A 21,705-nucleotide genomic window follows, 5' to 3' on the forward strand; every position below is an offset into this window, starting at 1 on the left:
GCCAGCCGTGGTCACAGCAGGGGGAGCGCATGCACGAATCGGACTCGACATCGGGCGAACGGATGCCGCAGCCGAGGCGCCTGCCGCGCTCCACCTACAGGCTGCAGATCACGCCCGGGTTCACCCTCGACGATGCTGCATCCGTCGTCGACTACGTGCGTGCCCTCGGCGCCGACTGGATCTATCTCTCGCCTCTGCTCGCGGCGGAGGACGGCTCGGACCACGGCTACGACGTCACCGACCACGCACTCGTCGACCCGGCTCGCGGTGGCGGTGCCGCTCTCGACCGCCTCGTTGCCGCTGCCCGGGAGCAGGGGCTCGGCGTGCTCATCGACATCGTGCCCAACCACGTGGGGGTCGCCACCCCGTCGGCGAACGCATGGTGGTGGGACGTGCTGACCCACGGACGGGAATCGCGCTACGCCGAGGCCTTCGACGTCGACTGGGACGCGGGCGACGGGAAGCTGGTGCTGCCGGTGCTCGGCAGCGACGACGACGCCGAGTTCGCGGCGATGACCATCGACACGGATGCTGCGGAGCTGGCGTACTACGACCACCGGTTCCCGCTCGCGCCGGGCAGCCTCGACGAGCTGTCGGGCGACGACGATCTCCAGGGCGAGGCCGACGCCACCGGCCGCATCCGCTCGGTCCTCGAACGCCAGCACTACACCCTCGTCGACTGGCGCCGAGCCGACGCCGAGCTGAACTACCGCCGCTTCTTCGCCGTCAACACCCTCGCCGGCATCAGGGTCGAGGTTCCGTGGGTGTTCGAGCAGTCGCACGAGGAGATCGGCCGCTGGGTGCGCGACGGCCTCGCCGACGGCCTGCGCGTCGACCACCCCGACGGCCTCGCCGACCCCGGTCGCTACCTCGCCGACCTCGCCCGCCTCACCGACGGCGCCCCCGTCTGGATCGAGAAGATCCTCGAGGGCGACGAGGCCATGCCGCCCGAGTGGGCGACTGTCGGCACCACGGGCTACGACGCCCTCGCCGAGGTCGACAGGCTGTTCGTCGACCCGAACGGACGCGAGGCGCTCGAGCAGGCGGCCGCGGCACTCGAGCCTGGATCCGCCCCCGCTGAGCCCGCGTGGCTCGATCTCATCCACGGCACCAAGCGCGGCATCGCCGACGGCATCCTGCACGCCGAGGTGCTGCGGCTCGCCCGGCTGCTGCCGGAGCTCGAGAACGCAGGGTTGGACCTCGACGCCCGAACGGATGCGCTCGGCGAACTGCTCGCCTGCTTCCCGGTGTACCGCTCCTACCTGCCCTTCGGAGCCGAGCACCTCGAGGAGTCCCGGGCCGAGGCGCACCGCCGCCGGCCCGATCTCGCCGCGGCCGTCGACGCGGTGGCGGGCGTGCTGGCCGACCCGCGGCATCCGGCGGCTCTCCGCTTCCAGCAGACCTCGGGCATGGTCATGGCGAAGGGCGTCGAGGACACGGCGTTCTATCGCTACACCCGCCTGACCTCGCTCACCGAGGTGGGCGCCGACCCCAGCGAGTTCGCCGTCGATCCGGTCGACTTCCACGACCGCCAGGCCGCGCGTCAGGCCGGCTATCCGCTCTCGCTCACCACGCTCTCGACCCACGACACCAAGCGCGGGGAGGACGTGCGCGCCCGCATCTCGGTGCTGTCGGAGTGGACCGACGGCTGGACCACGACCCTCGCCGCCCTGCACGAGAAGCTGCCGCTCGGCGACGTCGCGTTGGAGAACCTGATCTGGCAGGCCGTCGTCGGCGCCTGGCCCGCGTCGCGCGAGCGTCTGCAGGCCTATGCCGAGAAGGCTGCGCGCGAGGCCGGGACGTCGACGACCTGGACGGACCCGGATGCCGCCTTCGAGGCGCGGATGCATGACGCCGTCGATGCGGTCTTCGACGACTCCGAGATCGCAGCCATCGTTCAGCGCGCCGTCGACGCCGTGACCGGAGCCGGCTTCACCAACGGGCTCGCAGCCAAGCTGGTGCAGCTGACGGCCCCCGGCGTTCCCGACGTCTACCAGGGCAGCGAGCTGTGGGAGCTCTCGCTCGTCGACCCCGACAACCGTCGACCCGTCGATGTGGGCGTGCGCCGCGAACTGCTCGGGCGCCTCGACGACGGTTGGCAGCCTGCGGTCGACGAATCCGGCGCCGCCAAGCTGCTCGTGACCTCGCGGGCCCTGCGCCTGCGCCGCGACCACCCCGAGCTGTTCACCCGTTACCTCGGCGTGCCCGCCTACGGTCCAGCCGCCTCGCACGTCGTCGCCTTCGACCGTGGGGGCGCCATCACCGTCGCCACCCGACTCTCGCTGGGGCTCGAGGCCGCGGGCGGTTGGAGCGATACCGTCATCAGGCTTCCGGATGCCGCTCTGGTCGACGTGATCTCCGGGCGGGAGTGGAGCGGTGAGGTGTTCGTCGCCGAGCTGCTGGCCGACCACCCCGTCGCCCTGCTCGCGCCCCTGTCGGCGCAGTCCTCCCAGGGGGCGCAGCCGTCCCGCGCCGATGGGCACGCCCGATGAGGTTGGGGGTCTGGGCGCCCGATGCCCGAGAGGTGGTGCTGCGCCTGGACGGTGTCGACCTGCCGCTGACCCGCGACGGCGACGGCTGGTGGCGGCATCCGTTCGATGTCGCAGCAGGCCTCGACTACGGATTCGTCGTCGACGGCGATGGACCACTGGCGGATCCGCGCTCGCTGTGGCAGCCGCACGGCGTGCACGGGCTGTCGCGCACCTTCGACCTGGCCGAGCTGACCACCGGCGCTGGGGCGGAGACGAGTGCGGACGCCGCGACCGCCGCTAGCGGCTCCTGGCGCGGCATCCCTCTCGATGGCTCCGTCATCTACGAGCTGCACCTCGGCACCTTCACGCCAGAGGGCACGCTCGACGCAGCGGCCCGGCACTTCGACCATCTGCGCTCCATCGGCGTCGACTTCATCGAGCTGTTGCCGGTCAACGCCTTCAACGGCGAGCACGGCTGGGGCTACGACGGCGTGCTCTGGTTCGCGGTCCACGAGCCCTACGGCGGACCGGCGGCCTATCGCCGCTTCGTCGACGCGGCCCATGCAGCCGGCCTCGGCGTCATCCAGGACGTGGTCTACAACCACCTCGGCCCGAGCGGCAACGTGCTGCCGCGGTTCGGCCCCTACGTCCACGAGCAGGACGGCCCGTGGGGCAGCGCGCTGAATCTCGATGGAACCGATGCCGCCGAGGTGCGCCGCTACATCCTCGACAACACTCGGCTCTGGCTGCGCGACTACGGCGTCGACGGCCTGCGCCTCGACGCCGTGCACGCGTTGCACGACACAGGTCCGACGCACATCCTCGCCGAGATGGCCGAGACGACGGATGCCCTCGCCGCCGAACTCGGGCGTCCGCTGCACCTCATCGCGGAGTCGGACCTCAACGACCCCGTCATGATCGAGCCGCGACCCGACGGCCACGGCCTCACGGCGCAGTGGAGCGACGACTTCCACCACGCCCTGCACGTGGCGCTCACGGGCGAGGTCACCGGCTACTACGCGGACTTCGACGGCCTCGCCGTGCTGCAGAAGGTGCTGACCGGGGGTTTCTTCCACGACGGCACCTACTCGTCATTCCGCGAGCGTGATCACGGGCATCCGCTCGACTTCAATCGCACACCGCCGTGGCGACTCGTCGTGAGCGACCAGAACCACGACCAGATCGGCAACAGGGCGATCGGCGACAGGCTCGGGGACACCCTCGACGACGGCCAGCTGGCCATCGCCGCTGCGCTCACCCTGCTCGGTCCTTTCACGCCGATGCTGTTCATGGGGGAGGAGTGGGCGGCCTCGACGCCGTGGCAGTACTTCACCTCGCACCCGGAGCCGGAACTCGCCGCCGCCGTCGCGAACGGACGCATCTCGGAGTTCGCGCGCATGGGCTGGGACCGCGATGTCGTGCCGGACCCTCAGCATCCCGAGACCCGGGAGCGCTCGGTGCTCGACTGGAGCGAGCTCGAGCACGGACGTCATGAGCGGATGCTCGCGTTCTATCGGGAGCTCGCCGTTCTGCGGCGCTCGGAGCCGGCGCTGCGGAGCACCGACCTGCCGCAGGTGGTTGTGGCCGACGGGGGAGCATCCGTGCTCACCATGCGACGAGGAGACGTGATCGTCGCGGCGAACTTCGCCGACACGGTCGCTCCGCTCGAGGTGCCGGCGGGCACTGTGCTCCTCGCCTCTCCCGCGACCGCAGCCGGAGCCGCACCCGCCGCCGGAGCTGCCGCGCCGTCGACCCTCGACGCGCACTCCCTCGTGGTCGTGAGGCTCACACCGGAGCTGTGACGCTCTCGCGCAACAGCCGCGCCAGCCCGGGGAGGCCGCCGGCGTGCATCGCTGCGCGCTGGCGATGGGCTCCTGTGCCGTCGTGCAGGAGGCGGGCGATACCGGCAGTGACGAACTCTCGGTCACCCTCGGCTTCGAGCTGATCCGCGATGTACGCCTGCAGCACGTCGAGTGCGGTGCGGGCCTCGGTCATCGAGCCGGAGATCGGGTCGAGCTGACGGCCGCGCAGGCCATCGCGGGCCGATTGCCAGAGCGCGTTGTCGAGCAGTTCCGGAGCGACGTTCGGCGTGGCATCCGCGGCCTCGGCGATGGCCGTCGTCACGAGACCGCGCACCAAGGCGACCAACAGCAGCGTGTCGTCTGTCGTGAGCTGGGCGTCGCACACGCGCACCTCGAGGGTGGGCACGTGCTCCGAGAGTCGCACGTTCCACATCACCATGCCGGTGTCGAAGGTACCGCCGACGCCCACCACGTTGCGCAGCCGACGCTCGTAATCGGCCGCATCGACGAAGACCGGGGGGCAGCCCGACACGGCCCACCGACGCACGACGATGCCGCGCCAGCTCTCGAAGCCCGTGTCGACGCCCCGCCAGAACGGCGAGTTGCCGCACATGGCCTGGAGCAGCGGCATCCACAGCCGTACCCGGTTGAGTGCGCGCACCCCGGCATCCCGGTCGGCGATGCCCACGTGCATGTGCAGTCCGTTGATCTGGTGGTCGGCGATGATCTGGCGGTAGTCGCTCACAACGCGCTCGTAGCGGTCGTCCTCGGTGATGGTCGGGTAGACGGGGGCCTGGAACGGCATCCCGACGCTCGCCGCGATCACGTCGAGGTTGCCCGCCCTCTCGGCCACCTCCCGTCGGAAACGATCGAGGGCTGCCGATGCCTCGGTCAGAGTGGTGAACACGGCCGAGGTGTGCTCCACCTGCGAGGCGAGGTACTCGTGATTGACGATCGGCGACCACTCGGCTTCCGCCGCCATCGACTCGTGAACGTGGGTGCCCACGTCCACGGGCCGGAGGGTCTCCGGATCGAGGAACATGAACTCCTCTTCCACGCCGAATGTCGTCATCGACCACTCCCCTCGAGCCTGCGGCACCACAGTGGACCGTGGCGGAATCATGGCACATGCACCCCCTCGACGGCTGAGGATTGGGTCACATTTCACCAACGCGCCTCTTCGCCCGCGATCCCGGCGGCCGGCGGCATCCGGGATCTGCTCAGAAATCGTTCCTAGGGTCGAGGAGACCCCGACGAAGGAGAACGTTCGATGCAGTGCCCGAATGACCAGTCCGTGCTCGTGATGAGCGAGCGCAGTGGCGTCGAGATCGACTACTGCCCCACCTGCCGCGGCGTGTGGCTCGATCGCGGCGAGCTCGACAAGATCCTCGAGCGCGCAGGCGCCGAGCTTCGGGCGGCCCAGGACTACAGGTCGCCCGCGGCGGCTCCGGCAGCCGCGCAGTCGCAGCCGGGATGGGGCGAGCAGCAGCCGGCGCAGGCCTACGGGCAGCAGGGCTACGACGAGCGCGGCCACGACGACCGCCGCTACGACGACCGCGGACCCCAGCAGTCAGGCGACCAGGGCTACTACCGCAAGAAGAAGCGGGAGAGCTGGCTCAGCGAGCTCTTCGACTGATCACACTCCCGCTCGCTGAGGGCCGACCGCCCGACGCGCCCTCAGCGCGCCGCCAGGGCCTCGACAACCGCAGCCGCCACGGCCGCGCTCGACTGCGGGTTCTGGCCGCTGATCAGGTTGCCGTCGACCACGACGTGGCTCGACCAGTCGGCGCCGGTCTCGACGATGGCTCCGGCCTCGCGCAGACGCGTCTCGACGAACCACGGCGTCTTCTCGCCGGTTCCTCCGGTGAGCTCCTCGTGATCGGTGAACACCGTGAGGCGACGCCCGTCGAAGGCGAAGGCCCCGTCGGCGCCCACGGCTGAGAGCAGAGCAGCGGGGCCGTGACAGAACGGAGCGATGATCGTTCCGGCGGCGTTCGCCTCGGTGAGCAGGCGCCCCGTCGTCGCGTCGAAGGCCAGGTCCGTCATCGGACCGTGACCGCCGGGCAGCACGACGGCGTCGAATGCCGACACGTCGATCGTGTCGAGGGGCACGGATGCCGCCAGCGCGGGTGCGATCTCGTCGAGGTAGCCGCGCAGCTCGGCCGCCTTCCCGGCTCCGCCGGCACCGGCATCCGAGAGGCTTCCCGCGTCGACCGTGGGGGTGACCCCGCCCGGCGTCGCGATGGTGATGCTGTGGCCGGCGGCACGCAGCTCTCGGTGCGCGACGACGAGCTCCTCGGCCCAGAAGCCCGTGGGGTGCTCGGCACCGTCGCTGAGGGTGAGGCTCGTGGCCCCGGTGACGATCATGAGGATGTCGCTCATGGAGGTGTCCTTTCGTTGTGCCGGATGCGGCTGGAGGTGGGTGCGGTGCGGGTGGTCGGCGCTGAGGCTCAGGCGACAGCGGGCGTCGGTCGGGTCGGCGTCGCGGGAGAGGCGCGCACCTCATCCATTCTGCGCGTCGCTCGCCGGGCATCGACGGCCGCGAAGGCCATCACGACCACGGCGGCTGCGGTGATGACGGCGCCGACCCAGAGAGGTGAGGTGTAGCCGAGTCCTGCCGTGATGGCCAGACCGCCCACGAACGCGCCGAGAGCGTTGCCCAGATTGAAGGCTGCGATGTTCGCGCTCGAGGCCAGGGTCGGTGCCCCGTCTGCGTAGCCCATGATGCGGGTCTGCAGTCCGGGAACCGTGCCGAATCCGAAGCCGCCCATGAGGAAGAGCAGCGCGATCGTCGCGACGGGGCTCCAGGCCAGCAGAGCGAACAGCACGAGGACGACGGTGAGGGCGATGAGGAAGCCGAGCAGGGTCCCGTCGATCGACCTGTCGGCGAGGCGCCCGCCGAGCCAGTTGCCCACGAAGAGGCCGCCGCCGAACAATACGAGCAGCCAGGGAACGGCGCTCGCTGCGAACCCGCTCACCTCGGTGAGTGTGTAGGCGATGTAGGTGAAGGCGCCGAACATGCCGCCGAAGCCGAGCACTGTGACGGTGAGCGAGAGCCACACCTGGCCCGAACGGAACGCTCCGAGCTCGGTGCGAAGGCTGGGCACGGGGCTGACGGATGCGGTGCCGGCGGCATCCGTCACCCCGGGCGTCGCCGGCACCAGCCGCCAGATGCCCACGAGGGCGACGACGCCGATGGCGGCGATCACCCAGAAGGTGGACCGCCAGCCGAACTGCTGGCCGAGGAAGGTGCCGAACGGAACGCCGAGCACATTCGCGGCGGTGAGGCCGGTGAACATGATCGCGACGGCGCCGGCCTTGCGATTCGCAGGCACGAGGCTCGCAGCCACCACCGCGCCGATGCCGAAGAAGGCGCCGTGGCAGAGGGCGGCGACGACCCGGCCGCTCATCATGACGCCGTACGTGGGCGCGAGTGCCGAGAGTGCGTTGCCCGCGATGAAGAGCACGAGCAGTGCCATGAGCACGGGCTTGCGGGGGAGTCTGATGGTCGCGGCGGTGATGCCGAGGGCGCCGACGACGACCGCGAGCGCATAGCCCGAGATCAGCCAGCCGGCTGCGGCCTCGGTGACGTCGAAGCTCGCGGCGACCTCAGGGAGGAGGCCCATGATGACGAACTCGGTGAGTCCGATGCCGAACCCGCCGATGGCGAGGGCGATCAAACCTGCGGGCATGCTGATTTCTCCAGTGCTGGGGTGGGGTTTCGGGATGATGCGCGTACGCTGGTAGTTGCAGACGCGTTGTATAAATAGTTGCACATGCAAATACAACGCGCAAGCAACTACTTTTCGTGAAGCCGTTCCGACGGCTCAGCGAACGCCACGAGAGGATCGAGGACCGCCATGGGCATCGCCGACGATGCAGTCGAGGTGCGAGCGCAGGGCTGGCGCACGCTGGCCGCTCTGCACGGGCTCATCGAGGCCGAGCTGGAACGCGCACTGGCGGCATCCGTGGGTCTCTCCGTCGTGGAGTACACGGTGCTCGACGCCCTGAGCCGCCAGGACGGTTGGCACATGCGGATGCAGCAGCTCGCCCGAGCGGCCGCCTTGAGCGCGAGCGCCACCACCCGACTCGTGACGCGTCTCGAGGAGCGCGCGCTGCTCACCCGCATCCTCTGCGCCGACGACAGGCGCGGCATCTACACCGAGCTCACCGCCGCAGGGCGGGCGCTCTACGAGCGGGCGCGGCCCATCCACGACGAGGCGCTCGAGCGCGTGCTCTCGGATGCCGCCGAGCAGCCGGAGCTCGCGCCGATGGTCGACGCGCTGCACGCGGTGGCGCCTGCCCCCGCCCGCTGAGGCCCGGGCGAAGCCCGCGGTGGAAGCGCTCCGGTCGCGCGCTGCGCGCGGACGTCAGCGAACGAATGGTGTGTCAGACGTGATCCCGCCACGAGTGCCTCGGCTCGAAGCCCAGCACCCGCCGCGCCTTCGCGATCGAGAGCAGGGTGTCGTGCACGCCGAGCTCGCCGTGCACCGGAACCTCGGGGAACACCTCGGCCACCAGCTCCGAGTTCGGCCGGCTCATCACGGTGTCTGCCGCCGCGATGATGAAGCGGTCGAACCCCGGCGCGGCCGTCGTCAGCGCGCGCTCGATGGCCTGGGCGCCGTCGCGGCCGTCGATGTAGCCCCACAGGTTCCACTTGCGTGCGTTCGCATCCGAGTCGAATGACGGGAACGCGGCATAGTCCTCCGGGTCTATGACGTTCGAGAAGCGCAGCGCCGTGATCGACAGCTCGGGGTCCCAGCGCACCAGCTCGATCGCCAGCTGCTCCTCGAGGTGCTTGACCAGCGAGTAGACGCTCTCCGGTCGCGCCGGATACTCCTCGTCCACGGGGATATAAGGCGGCGGCACGTCGAACGGCAGGCCGAGCACGGTCTCGCTCGACGCGTAGACGATGCGCCGGATGCCGAGCCGCTTCGCCGCCCAGAACACATTGAAGGTTCCGAGCATGTTGTTGTGGAAGGTGCTCACGTCGCTCACGAGCCCGGGCGCCGGCACGGCGGCGAGGTGCACGAGGGCGTCGACATTGCCGCGATCCTCGTGGCCGTCCGGCTCCTCGGCGAGGCCCGCGATCGCATCGATCACGGCACCGAAGTCGCTCAGGTCGACCCTCAGGAAGCCCGGCCCGCGCTCGCCGTTCTGGTCGAGATTGACCACCTCGTGACCGGATGCCGCGAGCTCGCGCACCACGGTCCGTCCCAGCTTGCCCGATCCACCAGTCACCACTATGCGCATGAGTCCATCCTGCCGCGCACCAGCGTTCTTCGCCGAGGTCTTGACAGCGACACCCAATCGATCTATCTTTTAATCAATCAAGTGGTTGATCAAGCAGAAGGTTGATAATGATCGTGGATCCGAAATCGGAGGAACGGCTCGACCGGGCATTCATGGCCCTGGCCGACCCCATCCGTCGCCGGATCATCGCTCGCCTCAGTCGAGGCTCGGCCACGGTCAACGAACTCGCGGAGCCCTTCGAGATCTCCAAGCAGGCGGTCTCGAAGCACATCCAGGTGCTGGAGCAGGCGGGGCTGGTCACGCGAACGCGTGATGCGCAGCGCCGGCCCGTGCACCTGAACGCCGTCGAGCTCGAACGCATGACCAGCTGGATCGACCGGTACAGGCTCATCCACGAGCAGCAGTTCCGCAGTCTCGACGCGGTGCTCGGAGCGATGGGCGCATCGGATGCCGCAGCGAAGGCATCCGTCGACACCATCAAGGAGAAGGAACTATGAGCACCACCACCAATGCCCTCACCGTCACCGCGCCTGAGGGCGTGCAGTACGTCGACTTCGTGCGCGAGTTCGACTACCCGGTCGAGGCCGTCTTCAACGCCCACCGGGATCCCGCCCTCGTTGCGCAGTGGCTCGGCCCGCGCGATCTCGAGATGGAGATCGAGGAGTACGACTTCCGCACCGGAGGCCGCTACCGCTACGTCCATGGCCGCGGCGACGAGAAGTACGGCTTCAACGGCGTCTTCCACGTCGTGCGCGAGAACGAGTTCGCCGTGCAGACCTTCGAGTTCGAGGGCTACCCCGACGTCGTCGCGCTCGACTCGATGCGCTTCATCGACCTCGGCAACGGGCGCACGCGCCTCGAGGGCCACTCGGTCTACCCCACCCAGGAGGCGCGCGACGGCATGGTCGCCTCCGGAATGGAGCACGGAATGCGCGAGGGCTACGAGCGACTCGAAGAACTGCTCGGCTGATCGGCCCTCCGGCATCCGCACCGCGAAACCCAAGGAGAACATCATGGACTGGACCCTCGAAGTCGTCATCGTGCCCGTCAAGGACATAGCGCGATCGATCGAGTTCTACCGAGACAAGGTCGGCTTCGACCTCGATCACGACACCGACATGGGTGAGGCCCGCATAGTGCAGTTCACGCCGCGAGGCTCCGGCTGCTCGATCGTGATCGGCACCCTGCCGTCGCAGAACCAGATGGAGCCGGGCTCGCTCAAGGGCCTGCAGTTGGTCGTGTCGGATGCCGCGACCGCGCGCGAGGAACTCCTCGGCCGCGGCGTCGATGCCAGCGAGCTGACGGTCTTCGACGAGCGCGACGGCGGCACGTTCTTCGGCTTCAGCGACCCTGATGGCAACAGCTGGGCCGTGCAGGAGCTGCGGGTGCGTGCCGAGAAGCCGCTCATCCCGGTGGAGTACCGAGGACGCTTCGCCGAGGACTCCGGCGAGTAGACAGGCGACTCTCGCGTTGGGACCGTGGATGGAGTCCGCGGTCCCAGCGCGTCTCTTCCGCCCGCCACCTCCGTGCCACAGGATGGAAGGGTGACCGACTCTCCGCAGATCCTCCGCTATGCCGCCTTCACCACCGATCCCCGGGGCGGCAACCCCGCCGGGGTCGTGCTCGACGCCGGCGGGATGTCCGACGCCGAGATGCAGCGCATCGCCGCCGAGATCGACTACGCCGAGACCGCGTTCGTGACGGGCGCGGAGAACGGCATCCGGGTGATCCGCTACTTCAGCCCGATCGCCGAGGTGCCGTTCTGCGGTCACGCCACCATCGCGACGGCTGTCGCGATCGCCGAGCGCGACGGTGTCGGCGAGATCCGATTCCGCACCCCGGTCGGTGAGATCCCGATCGTGACGGATGCCGAAGCTGGTGATGCCGGAGCTGCGGATGGCGCCGCGGCCGCGCCGGTCGGCATCAGCGCCGCCTTCACCAGTGTCGAGCCGGCCGTCGAGCCGCTCGACGATGCAGCGCTCAGCCAGATCCTCTCCATGACCTCCCTGAGCGAGACACAGCTCGACCAGCGCTACCCGCCGCGCGTCGCCTTCGCCGGCAACAGGCATCCGATCGTCGTCGTCGCCGATGCCGACGTCTTCGACTCGTTCACCTTCTCGCCCGTGGTCGCCCGTTCCCTCATGGACGTCGAGGGCTGGGCAGGCACCATCACGATGCTTCGATCGATCGGCGCCACCGAGTTCGAGGCGCGCAACATCTTCCCGGTGGGGCGCATCACCGAGGATCCCGCGACGGGATCCGCGGCCGCCTCCCTCGGCGGTTACCTGCGCGATCTCGGCCTCGTCGAGCCCCCGGCGCGCGTGATCGTCCATCAGGGGCGCCACGTCGGCCGCCCGAGCGTGCTCACCGTCGACATCCCGGCGACGGGCGGCATCACCGTGAGTGGGAGCGCTGTCCCCATCCCCGCGTGAGCCGGTGGCGTCCATCGACGATGAGTGCCGGGAATCCCGACGGATTCCAAACCGATCAGGCGTCGGCGCCGTATCCCTTGGGTTCTGCGTTGAGAGAAGACCGCGCAGCGCCTGAACGTCATCTGTGGTCGACCCGACGACCTCTTGTGCGGATGACAGGGAGGGCCCCGTGAGCGCGGGGCCCTTCCGCAGTCCCCCCCAGTGACACCCCGACGCGGCAGGATGGACTCACACCGCGTCGAAGGGGGAACGGATGCCGTTCATCACCGAGGACGGCGAGCCACTCGCCTCCATCGAGCTCGGCCAGGTGCCGCCGGACGGCTACCTGTTCCAGTTGCGTCGCGGCATCGGCTACAGGGAGCCAGGCACCGACACCGTCGTCTGGGCGCCGGCCCACGTGCCCGACCCCCATCCCACCCGGCAGAACAGCACCGACCTCGCCTCGGTGCCGCACTTCCTCTGGAGCTTCATCGCCTCCTATGGCCGCCAGTCGGCTCCGGCCGTCGTGCACGACCACCGCTCCGAGGTGGCCGCCCTCATCGGCGACGGCGGCGATCCGCATGCCGCCCTCGAGCAGCGCCGCGAGGACGACCGCGTCTTCCTGGTCGGCCTCCGCGAGCAGCAGGTGCCGCTGCTGCGTGCCTGGCTCATGTGGGGCTGGGTGTCTGCGGAGCGCTACCTGCGGCACGCCCTCCCGCTCGGGTTGCTGCTCCTCGTGCAGGTGCTGCTCTCACTCGTGGCCATCGCGACGGGCATCGTGCTGGCGATCACGACGGATCCGATCTGGCTCCTGCTGCTCCTGGTTCCCCTCGCCGCGTCGTTCCTCTGGGGTCGCGACTGGCTCATGATGGTGGTGCTCTCCTACGGGAGCGCCATCATCGCTCCCCTCCTCCTCGTGCAACTGCTCGCGCTGCTCCCGTTCCGCCTGCTCGAGTTCGTCGTCGAACTCATCAGCGGGGGACAGCCCACGCAGGTGTTCCGTCCGACGATCCGACCGCCCGGTCACTGACCGACAGTCGGCCGAGTGCTGTCCACTCGCAGCCCGCGCACGGTGGTCCGCTGCATCCGAAAGCCGCGGGTAGATTGTCTGCATGGCTGAGAACACCCCCGAGCCGCGCCTGCCCGGCCGCGCTGGACGCAAGCACATGAGCGCACTGGTCGCCTGGCCGCTCGGCCTCGTCATCGGCGGAGTGCTCGGCGTGGCCATCGGCTACTCGCTCGACAGCGTCGTGGCCGGAGCCCTCATCGGCATCGGCATCGGCATCGCATTCGGCGTGATCTTCTCGCCGACGTCGACCGAGGGCAAGCGTCCGCGCAAGGCGCCGAGGTCCGCGAAGTAGCGAGGGCTGCACCCGGACTCAGGCCAGCGCCAGCATCCCGGCGGCCGTGAGCGCCAGGGCCAGCCCGACCCACTGCACGGGGGCGATGCGCTCTCGCAGCACGATCGCGGCCAGCAGGATCGTGCCCGCGGGGTAGAGGGCCGTCAGCACGCTCATCACGCTGAGGTCGCCGACACGGATGCCGAGCAGCAGCAGCGTGTTCGCGACGGCGTCGATCACGCCGCACGCCACGGCCAGCATGATGCCGGCGCGCAGCATGCCTCGACCCTCAAATGCCGCCGCGGATGCGGGTGCCGGCGGTGCGTCGAGGCCGTCGGCATCGGTTCCCATGCCGGTCAGGCTCGCGGCCTCGTGGCGAGAATGACGGCGGCGGCGCCGTCCGATGAGGAAGAGGATGCCGACGACGCCGAACATGATCGCCGCATTGACCGCGCGGTTCAGCACGAGGGGCACGAGTCCGCTGTCGTCGGGGCTGAGGTCGATGAGCACCAGGAAGGCACCGATGGCGGCGCCGGATCCGACCGCCATCAGGATGCCCTTGAGCGACGGCCGCACTGCGCCCTTCTCGGGCACGAAGCCCACCATCACCACGGCGATGAGGGCGAGCCCGATCGCCCAGTAACCGAGGGCGGCGAGGGTCTCGCCGCCGGCGAGGGCGACGGTCAGCGGCACGATCGCCGAGACCACCGCGGTCAGGGGAGACAGAATGCTCATCGGCCCGATCGCGAGGCAGGCGTACAGCAGCGAGATGGCGATGGCGCCGGTGATGCCGGAGAGGGCACCCCAGAGAACGGCATCCGACGACCAGACACCGCCGAGGAACGGCAACAGGATCACCAGCAGCACGAGTCCGGTGAGTGCCGCGATGGCCGTGGTCAGCAGGGCGCTCATGCGCTTGGCTGCGAGGCCACCGAGGAAGTCGGCCGAGCCGAAGATGAGGGCGCCGGACACCCCGAGGATCACGGTCAACATAGGCGACCAGCCTAGGGCGCGGCACGGGTCACCGCGTGCTCACGGCGTCTGCGCCGCATCCGCGCGCGCCGATACGGCGACCAACTTAAGAGCAGATGACATTTCCCTCACGACTCTTGGCAGTGTCACGGGCAGCCCATAGTCTGCGGATGACCCCTGAACGAGTGCGCCCCGATTCGGGGTACATCCGGGAGGGGTCGCCAGTTTCTCGGCACTGCGGCCGACCCGCGCCCCCGAGAGCAGCCCTGTGCACCACATCCGTTTCATCCGAAGGGAAGTCCGTGTCCACGATCGAGCGCTCCAGCGCAGAGGCAGCAGCGAAGACGCCGCCTGAAGTCCAGCCCGTCCGACCACAACGCCGCCGACTCTCGGCGCTCGCCGCCGTCACCGTCGCCACCCTCGGGTTCGCCTCCTTCGGTGCGACCCCGGCCTTCGCAGCCACGGTCGACACCACCATCGCAGCCGTTCAGGGCACCGGGGCGGCCAGCCCGTTCGCCGATGACGGCAACAGTTACGTCGTGCAGGGCGTCGTCACAGCAGACGAGCGCACCGGCGGCTACAACGGCATCTACATCCAGACCTCCGGCAGCGGCGGCTCCATCCCCGGAGCCTCCGAGGGACTGTTCGTCTACCTCGGCAACCAGAAGCCCACCCTCGCCATCGGCGACCTGGTGCAGGCCACGGGAACCGTGCGCGAGTTCAACGGACTCACCCAGCTCACGGCATCCGTCGCCGGAGCCGTCACCGTCGTGACGCCGGCAGTCGGCGTCCCCGCAGCCACCCCGCTGCCCGACACCCTGCTCGGCGCCGACCGCGAGAACCTCGAGGGCATGCTGGTCGAGCCCACGGGCACCTACAAGGTCGCCTCGAGCCACCAGCTCTACAACTTCGGCACCCTCTGGCTCTCCGCCGGTGACGCCCCACTCGTGGCGGCCACCGAGCAGAAGCAGTCGGGTCCGGATGCCGCAGCCATCGCCGCGGCCAACAAGGCCAACCGTCTCCTGCTCGACGACGGCTACAGCATCCAGGTGTCCAACGCCGCCCACATCGGCGGGCAGCCGTACTACACGACCGACACCGTCGTGCGGAACGGCGACGTCGTCGACTTCCCGGCCCAGCCCTACGTGCTGAGCTACGGCTTCGACGACTGGCGCCTGCAGCCCGCGGTTCCGATCACGGACGCGAGCCCGGCCGAGGCCAAGCCCACGTTCGAGGCCACGAACCCGCGCCCCGAGGCTCCGCCCGCCGTCGGCGGCGACGTGCGTCTCGCGTCGTTCAACGTCTTCAACTACTTCACGACCCTCACGAGCGAGAACTCGAGTGCACGCGGCGCGGCCACGGCAGAGCAGTTCGCCATCCAGCAGTCGAAGATCGTCGCGGCCATCAACGGCCTCGACGCCGACATCGTCTCGCTCGAGGAGATCGAGAACTCGATCAAGCTCGGCGACCCGAAGGACGAGGCGCTCGGCAACCTGGTCGACGCGCTCAACGAGGCGGCGGGCAGCGAGGTCTGGAGCTTCGTTCCCACGCCGGACGCCCTCACGGCGGACGTCACCGACTTCATCACGACGGCGATCATCTACAAGGCCGCTGCGGTCACCCCCGAGGGTGCCAGCCAGACCGTGCCGATCGATGAGAGCGTCTGGGGCAACGCGCGCGAGCCGATCGCTCAGACGTTCAGCTTCGACGGCAAGACGATCACCGTCGTCGCCAACCACCTGAAGTCCAAGTCGGCTCCCTCCGGCTCGACCGGAGAGCCGGCCGACGGCCAGGGCTGGTTCAACGAAGACCGCGTCAAGCAGGCGCAGGCCACCCTCGCCTTCACCGACACCCTGGAGCAGAGCTCGGGCAGCGGCGACGTCTTCCTCATCGGCGACTTCAACGCCTATGCGCAGGAGGACCCGATCGACGTCTTCACCGACGCCGGCTGGACCGACCTGGTTCCGACGGATGCCGCAGGCCAGTACACCTACTCCTTCAACGGCGAGCTCGGCAGCCTCGACCACGTTCTCGCCAGTCCGTCGGTCGCCTCGACCGTCACCGGCGTCGGAGTGTGGAACATCAACTCGCCCGAGTGGAGTGACCGCGGCTACGCGTTCGCAGCCACCGAGGCCGGAACGCCCTGGCGCTCGAGCGACCATGACCCGATCGTCGTCGGCGTCTCGAGCGAGGTCGCCCCGGTCTCGATCGACCTCGTGACAGTCAACGACTTCCACGGTCGCATCGAGAACGAGGGCACCGGATCGGCGGCCGCCGGCATCGCGGCACTGTCGACGGCCGTGAAGCAGGTGCGGGCCGAGAACCCGAACACCGTCTTCGCGGCTGCCGGTGACATGGTGGGCGCCTCGACGTTCACCTCGTTCATCCAGCAGGACAACCCCACGATCGACGCGCTGAACGCGGCCGGTCTCGACGTGAGCGCTGTGGGCAACCACGAGTTCGACAAGGGCTTCGCCGACCTCACCGACCGCATCATCCCCCGGGCGAAGTGGGAGTACCTCGGAGCGAACATCTTCACGAAGGGCACGGACGAGCACGCGCTCCCCGCGTACTACACCGAGGAGTTCGACGGCGTGACCATCGGCTTCGTCGGCGCCGTGACGAACGAGCTGTCCTCGCTCGTGAGCCCGGCCGGCATCGCCCAGATCGACGTGCGCGACGTGACGGAATCGGTCAACGCCGTCGCCGACGAACTGCGCGACGGCGACCCCGCGAACGGTGAGGCCGACGTCGTCGTGCTGCTCGTTCACGAGGGTGCCGCCACGACCGCCGTCGCATCCGCCACCGACCCGACCTCGGCGTTCGGAAAGATCGTGACGGGCGTCGACTCCGACGTCGACGCGATCGTGTCCGGTCACACCCACCTCGCCTACAACCACGTGATCGACGGCCGACCCGTCATCTCCTCGGGCCAGTACGGCGAGAAGTTCAGCATCATGGACATCGAGGTGAACCCCCAGACCAAGGAACTGCTGTCGATGGTGAACAACACCTATGACCTCAAGACCAAGACCGTCTCGGGAACCACCACGACGTACACGCCGAACTACACGGATGACCCCGAGGTCTCTCCGATAGTCAAGGATGCCGTGGACAAGGCCGCCGTCCTCGGTGCCGTGAAGCTCGGCGACATCACCGCCGACTTCAACCGGGCCAAGCAGTCGGCCGGTGCTGAGAACCGCGGTGGAGAGTCGACCCTCGGCAACTTCGTCGCCGATGTGCAGCTGTGGAGCGCCCAGCGCGACGCGGCCGACATCCAGGTCGCCCTCATGAACCCGGGTGGTCTGCGCGCCGACATGAAGTACGCGTCGAGCGGGCCGGCCGACCCCGACGGCAACCTCACCTACAAGGAGGCCGCGGTCGTCCAGCCGTTCGCCAACACCCTGGTGACGCTCACCCTCACGGGTGAGCAGCTCAAAGAGGTGCTCGAGCAGCAGTGGCAGCCTGCCACGGCAGCGCGACCGTTCCTCAAACTCGGTGTGTCGCAGAGCCTCACCTACACCGAGGACCCCACGGCCGCCGTCGGATCGCACATCACCAACGTGCTGCTGAACGGCGAACCCGTCGCGGCCGGCGACAGCATCCGTGTCGTCGTCAACTCCTTCCTGGCCTCGGGAGGAGACAACTTCTTCACCCTGGCGCAGGGAACGCAGAAGGCCGACTCCGGCAAGGTCGACCTCGAGTCGATGGTCGACTACATGGCCGCGAACTCGCCCGTCTCGCCCGACCTCGCCCAGCGCGCCGTCGGTGTGAAGCTCACGGCTCCCGCCAGTGGTGCCGCATATGCGGTGGGGGAGTCGGTCACGGCCGACCTCTCGTCGCTTGCGTTCAGCGCCGGTGAGCCTGCAGCATCGACGGTCGAGCTCTCGATCGGCGGAACCGTGGTCGGATCCTCGGCCATCGATCCGACGATCGTCGACACGACTGATGAGGTGGGTCGCGCCTCCGTGACCTTCGCCATTCCGGCTGGCCTCTCCGGAGCGCAGCAGCTCACGATCGCGGTGCCCTCGACGGGAACCTCGATCGCCGTGCCGATCACCATCACGGCACCCGTGCCTGCGGTGAAGAGCTCGACGTTCGCCTACGCCAACACCATCCTCGGCAGCCACAACTCGGCGCTGAAGTACACGGTGGTGGTGTCTGCTCCGAAGGGCACCGTCGTCACCGGCGATGTGAAGGTCTACGACGGCAAGAAGCTGCTCACGACCATCACGCTCACCGCGGCGGACAAGGGCAGGAAGACGATCACCCTGCCGAAGCTGAAGGCCGGCCTGCACGTGCTGAAGTCGGTCTACGGCGGCTCCGACACCGTGAAGGGCTCCACGAGCAACGCCTTCCCGGTGCTGCTCTGGTAGCGGATACCCGCTGAACGGATGCGGCCTCTCACCCTCGCGGTGAGGGGCCGCTTTCGAGTTCGATCGGCTGACTCCAGACCCACTCTGGGGGTAGGCGCCGGGTGGGCAATCCTCGGCCGCGCGGCTAACCTGAGGCAGCTTCCGTTCACCCGGCGGAGGCACCCTGTCGCGTGATGCCGGTGCTGCACCGTGACGCCCGAAGGAGTTCCCGTGCCAACGTCGCGCCCCACCCCCGGACTCCGACGGCGCCCCAGCCGCACGCTCGCGGCAGCCGCCATCCTCATCGGCGCACTGGTCGCCTCGACGATTCCGGCCGGCGTGGCCGTCGCCTCGACCGACATCGTCGCCGTGCCCGATGCTGCGCTCGCCGCGTGCATCAACGACGCCCTGGGCGCGGAAGCTGACGCGCCGGTCGAGCGAGCGGACCTCGCCGCGCTCACGGGTCTGGCCTGCGAATCCCGCGGCATCGCCTCGCTCACCGGTCTGCAGGCAGCGACCGGCCTCATCGCGCTCGCCTTGTCGGACAACGCCGTCACCGACCTGACGCCGCTCGCGGACCTGGCTGACCTGCGCTATCTGCACCTCGACTTCAACCAGGTCGCGGATGCCGCCCCGTTGGCCGGACTGCAGGGCGTCCGGCAGATCGACCTCAGCGTCAACCGGGTCAGCGACGCCCATGCCTTCGCAGGTCTCACCGCCCTGATCGACCTGCGGCTCGACTCGAACGCCTTGAGTGATGCGTCGCCGCTGGCCGGACTGTCCGGCACGACGATCTCCCTCGCCGACCAGCGCGTCGTGGCAGCGGATGCGAACGCCTATCACCCCGCGCTTCTGCCGAGCATCATCGGGCTCGACGGGCAGCCAGTGGCTGTCGACGTGGATCCGGCGTCGGCCGTCGCGGGAACCCTCGATGCCGAGAACGTCATCTGGGGCGCTCCAGGACTCGGAACACTCGTCTGGGCCGCTGAGGGCGGTGCGCCGTTCTCGGGGACGGTCGAGCAGACGGTGCAGGATGCACTCGGCCCGGTGACGCCGCCGGTGATCACCGGCACGCCGAAGTTCGGCTACACCCTCTCGATCTCAGCCGTTCCGACGGAACCCGGTACCACGGCGTCATACCAATGGGCGCGCGACGGCGTCGACGTCGCCGGAAGGGTGGGCCCGGACTACGAGGTGGGCCTCTCCGACATCGACGCGATGATCACCGTGACAGTGACGCTGTCGAGATCGAGCCTCGCCTCGGTGTCGGCCACGAGTGGAGAGGTGGGGCCGGTCGAGTCGGAGAACATGCTCAGCCAGACACCGCAGATCGTGGGCTCAGCCAAGGTTGGGAACACGCTCACTGCCACACACGCGCAGTGGACGCCCGCGAGCGCCGTCATCACCTATCGCTGGTACCGCGGGAGCATCGCGATCCCCGGCGCCACCGGTTCCAGCTACGCCGTCACCAACGACGATGCCGGTGAGAGGCTCAAGGTCGTCGCGACCGGTGTGCTCCCCGGATACACGACGCTCGAGAGGGAGAGCCCGTCGACCGAATTCATCGGCGGAGGTGTCTTCGTGGCTCCGACGCCCACCGTCGCAGGGTCACCGACGCCGGGGTCGACACTCGCAGCGAACCCCGGCACGTGGCTGCCGGGAGGCGCGTCCTTCTCCTACCAGTGGCTGCGGAACGGCGTGAGCATTCCCGGAGCGACCGGGCCGACATACGTACCGGTCGCGGCCGACGTGGGCACGGCGGTCGTCGTGCGCGTCTCGGGTTCCAAGTCCTACCTCGCCACCCTTCAGAAGCTGAGCGCGCCGGTCTCCATCAGGCTCGCCCTCGCTGCAACCCCGATCCCGGTCATCAAGGGCACGAGGAGTGTGGGTCAGACCTTGACGGCGGTTCCCGGGGTCTGGAGCCCGGCCCCGGTCGCCCTCGGCTACCAGTGGCGCCGCAATGGTGTCGCGATCGCTGCGGCCACCGCATCCACGTACCGGCTGGTGACCGCGGATGCCGGAACCAGCGTGACGGTCGTGGTGACCGGCGCGAGGACCGGCTACCTCGCTGTGGCGCGCACCAGTGCCGTCGCCGTGATCGAGAGGCAGCTCGTCGGCGCGACGCCGACTGTCGTGGGCGTCAAGCGGGTCGGCCAGACGCTCACGGGCTCCACCGGCGCCTGGGCTCCGTCGCCGATCGCTCTGAGCTACCAGTGGAAGCGCAACGGCACAGCCATCGCGGGCGCCACGAGCACGAGCTACAAGCTCGTGACGGCTGACGCCGGAACGGCCGTCACCTTCGTCGTCACCGGCCGGAAGTCCGGCTACACATCATTGGTGAAGTCGAGCGCATCCGCGACGATCGAGAGAGTCCTCTCATCGGCTCCGGTGCCGACGCTCACCGGTGTGGCGAGAGTCGGCTCGACACTCACCGTGAGGGCGGGAACCTGGTCGCCCGCACCGGTGACCCTCGGCTACCAGTGGAAGCGCGCCGGCGTCCCCATCGCCGGGGCGACGAAGCCCGGCTACGTCCTCGCGGCCGCCGACCTCGGGAAGGTCGTCACCGTCACGGTCACAGGCCGGAAGGCGGGCTACACCACTGTCGCGAAGACCAGCGCCGCGAAGACGATCGCCAGCGGCGCCTTCGTCGCAGCTCCGACGCCCGCGGTCAGCGGTGCGGCGACGGCAGGGAGCATCCTCAGGGCGAGTCCCGGAACCTGGAGTCCGGCGGCCAGTCTGAAGTACCAGTGGCTCCGCAACGGGTCCGCGATCGCAGGGGCGACGATGTCGACGTACAGGGTGCTGGGCAACGACGTCGATCGGTCGATCAGTGTGAGGGTCACGGGGAGCAGGACGGCCTACGCGACAGTTGCGAAGACATCCGGTGCCGTGAAGGTCGCCCCCACCGCCTACGCCAACTGCACCGCCCTCAACGCGGTGTATCCCTACGGCGTCGCGAAGACAGGCGTCAGGTTCGATGTCGTGTCCGGCAGGAACACGGCGATCAGCCCGTCGACGTTCCTCTCCACAAGCCTGTACAGCCTGAACACGAAGTCGGATCGAGACAAGGACGGGATCGCCTGCGAGAGGCACTAGTCCCG

17 protein-coding genes are annotated in these 21,705 nt (G+C 69.2%); 12 read left to right on the forward strand and 5 right to left on the reverse strand.

Annotated features, from left to right (window positions below; genetic code table 11):
• Positions 1–29: 29 nt before the first annotated feature.
• Together treY and treZ are read left to right on the forward strand one after the other, a co-directional pair.
• On the forward strand, positions 30–2,492 hold the full coding sequence (gene treY, locus AADV74_RS15425) for a malto-oligosyltrehalose synthase (RefSeq protein WP_342115706.1): 2,463 nt from the start codon (positions 30–32) through the stop codon (positions 2,490–2,492).
• Positions 2,489–4,273 (forward strand): malto-oligosyltrehalose trehalohydrolase, encoded by a 1,785-nt coding sequence (gene treZ, locus AADV74_RS15430; protein WP_342115709.1) that lies wholly within the window; start codon positions 2,489–2,491, stop codon positions 4,271–4,273. Before treY ends, treZ begins: the two co-directional genes overlap by 4 nt.
• Here the strand turns inward: treZ and AADV74_RS15435 are convergent.
• Positions 4,257–5,345 carry a carboxylate-amine ligase gene (locus AADV74_RS15435; RefSeq protein WP_342115710.1) on the reverse strand — a complete coding sequence of 363 codons (1,089 nt, stop codon included), beginning with the start codon at positions 5,343–5,345 and terminating at the stop codon, positions 4,257–4,259. The genes treZ and AADV74_RS15435 overlap by 17 nt on opposite strands.
• 198 nt (positions 5,346–5,543) lie before the next feature.
• On the opposite strand from AADV74_RS15435, the gene AADV74_RS15440 reads away from it, so the two are divergent.
• Positions 5,544–5,909 carry a TFIIB-type zinc ribbon-containing protein gene (locus AADV74_RS15440; protein ID WP_342115712.1) on the forward strand — a complete coding sequence of 122 codons (366 nt, stop codon included), beginning with the start codon at positions 5,544–5,546 and terminating at the stop codon, positions 5,907–5,909.
• Between the two features lie 41 nt (positions 5,910–5,950).
• Here AADV74_RS15440 and AADV74_RS15445 read toward each other — a convergent pair whose 3' ends face one another.
• Positions 5,951–6,655, reverse strand: a complete 705-nt coding sequence (locus AADV74_RS15445) for a type 1 glutamine amidotransferase domain-containing protein (protein WP_342115714.1) — start codon at positions 6,653–6,655, stop codon at positions 5,951–5,953.
• A 68-nt stretch (positions 6,656–6,723) separates the two neighbouring features.
• On the reverse strand, positions 6,724–7,965 hold the full coding sequence (locus AADV74_RS15450; RefSeq protein WP_342115717.1) for an MFS transporter: 1,242 nt from the start codon (positions 7,963–7,965) through the stop codon (positions 6,724–6,726).
• A 168-nt stretch (positions 7,966–8,133) separates the two neighbouring features.
• Here AADV74_RS15450 and AADV74_RS15455 point away from each other — a divergent pair, with 168 nt between their 5' ends.
• Positions 8,134–8,589, forward strand: a complete 456-nt coding sequence (locus AADV74_RS15455; RefSeq protein WP_342115720.1) for a MarR family winged helix-turn-helix transcriptional regulator — start codon at positions 8,134–8,136, stop codon at positions 8,587–8,589.
• 73 nt (positions 8,590–8,662) lie between these two features.
• Here AADV74_RS15455 and AADV74_RS15460 read toward each other — a convergent pair whose 3' ends face one another.
• Entirely contained in the window at positions 8,663–9,526 is an 864-nt protein-coding gene (locus AADV74_RS15460; protein WP_342115722.1) for an NAD-dependent epimerase/dehydratase family protein, read from the reverse strand.
• Positions 9,527–9,633: 107 nt separating this feature from the next.
• Between AADV74_RS15460 and AADV74_RS15465 the strand changes: the two genes are divergently transcribed.
• From AADV74_RS15465 to AADV74_RS15490, 6 genes are all read left to right on the forward strand, one after another.
• Positions 9,634–10,023, forward strand: coding sequence for an ArsR/SmtB family transcription factor (locus AADV74_RS15465; RefSeq protein ID WP_342115725.1), 390 nt, complete (start codon positions 9,634–9,636; stop codon positions 10,021–10,023).
• Positions 10,020–10,496: an SRPBCC family protein gene (locus tag AADV74_RS15470; RefSeq protein WP_342115728.1), complete on the forward strand. Its 477-nt coding sequence runs from the start codon at positions 10,020–10,022 to the stop codon at positions 10,494–10,496. Before AADV74_RS15465 ends, AADV74_RS15470 begins: the two co-directional genes overlap by 4 nt.
• 43 nt (positions 10,497–10,539) lie before the next feature.
• On the forward strand, positions 10,540–10,980 hold the full coding sequence (locus tag AADV74_RS15475) for a VOC family protein (protein WP_342115730.1): 441 nt from the start codon (positions 10,540–10,542) through the stop codon (positions 10,978–10,980).
• A 90-nt stretch (positions 10,981–11,070) separates the two neighbouring features.
• Positions 11,071–11,958, forward strand: a complete 888-nt coding sequence (locus AADV74_RS15480; protein ID WP_342115733.1) for a PhzF family phenazine biosynthesis protein — start codon at positions 11,071–11,073, stop codon at positions 11,956–11,958.
• A 253-nt stretch (positions 11,959–12,211) separates the two neighbouring features.
• Complete coding sequence (locus AADV74_RS15485; RefSeq protein WP_342115735.1) at positions 12,212–12,967, forward strand: DUF1353 domain-containing protein; 756 nt, start codon at positions 12,212–12,214, stop codon at positions 12,965–12,967.
• Positions 12,968–13,049: 82 nt separating this feature from the next.
• The gene (locus AADV74_RS15490) at positions 13,050–13,298 is read left to right on the forward strand and encodes a hypothetical protein (protein WP_342115737.1); all 249 of its coding nucleotides are present in this window, start codon (positions 13,050–13,052) and stop codon (positions 13,296–13,298) included.
• Between the two features lie 18 nt (positions 13,299–13,316).
• Here the strand turns inward: AADV74_RS15490 and AADV74_RS15495 are convergent, their stop codons facing one another.
• Positions 13,317–14,270 carry an EamA family transporter gene (locus tag AADV74_RS15495; protein WP_342115739.1) on the reverse strand — a complete coding sequence of 318 codons (954 nt, stop codon included), beginning with the start codon at positions 14,268–14,270 and terminating at the stop codon, positions 13,317–13,319.
• 281 nt (positions 14,271–14,551) lie between these two features.
• On the opposite strand from AADV74_RS15495, the gene AADV74_RS15500 reads away from it, so the two are divergent.
• Both AADV74_RS15500 and AADV74_RS15505 read left to right on the forward strand, forming a co-directional pair.
• Positions 14,552–18,625, forward strand: coding sequence for an ExeM/NucH family extracellular endonuclease (locus tag AADV74_RS15500; RefSeq protein ID WP_342115741.1), 4,074 nt, complete (start codon positions 14,552–14,554; stop codon positions 18,623–18,625).
• A 210-nt stretch (positions 18,626–18,835) separates the two neighbouring features.
• Entirely contained in the window at positions 18,836–21,700 is a 2,865-nt protein-coding gene (locus AADV74_RS15505; protein ID WP_342115743.1) for an excalibur calcium-binding domain-containing protein, read from the forward strand.
• Positions 21,701–21,705 lie beyond the last annotated feature (5 nt).

Origin of the sequence: Leifsonia stereocauli, from assembly GCF_038432415.1 — a bacterium.
Taxonomy (GTDB): domain Bacteria; phylum Actinomycetota; class Actinomycetes; order Actinomycetales; family Microbacteriaceae; genus Orlajensenia; species Orlajensenia stereocauli.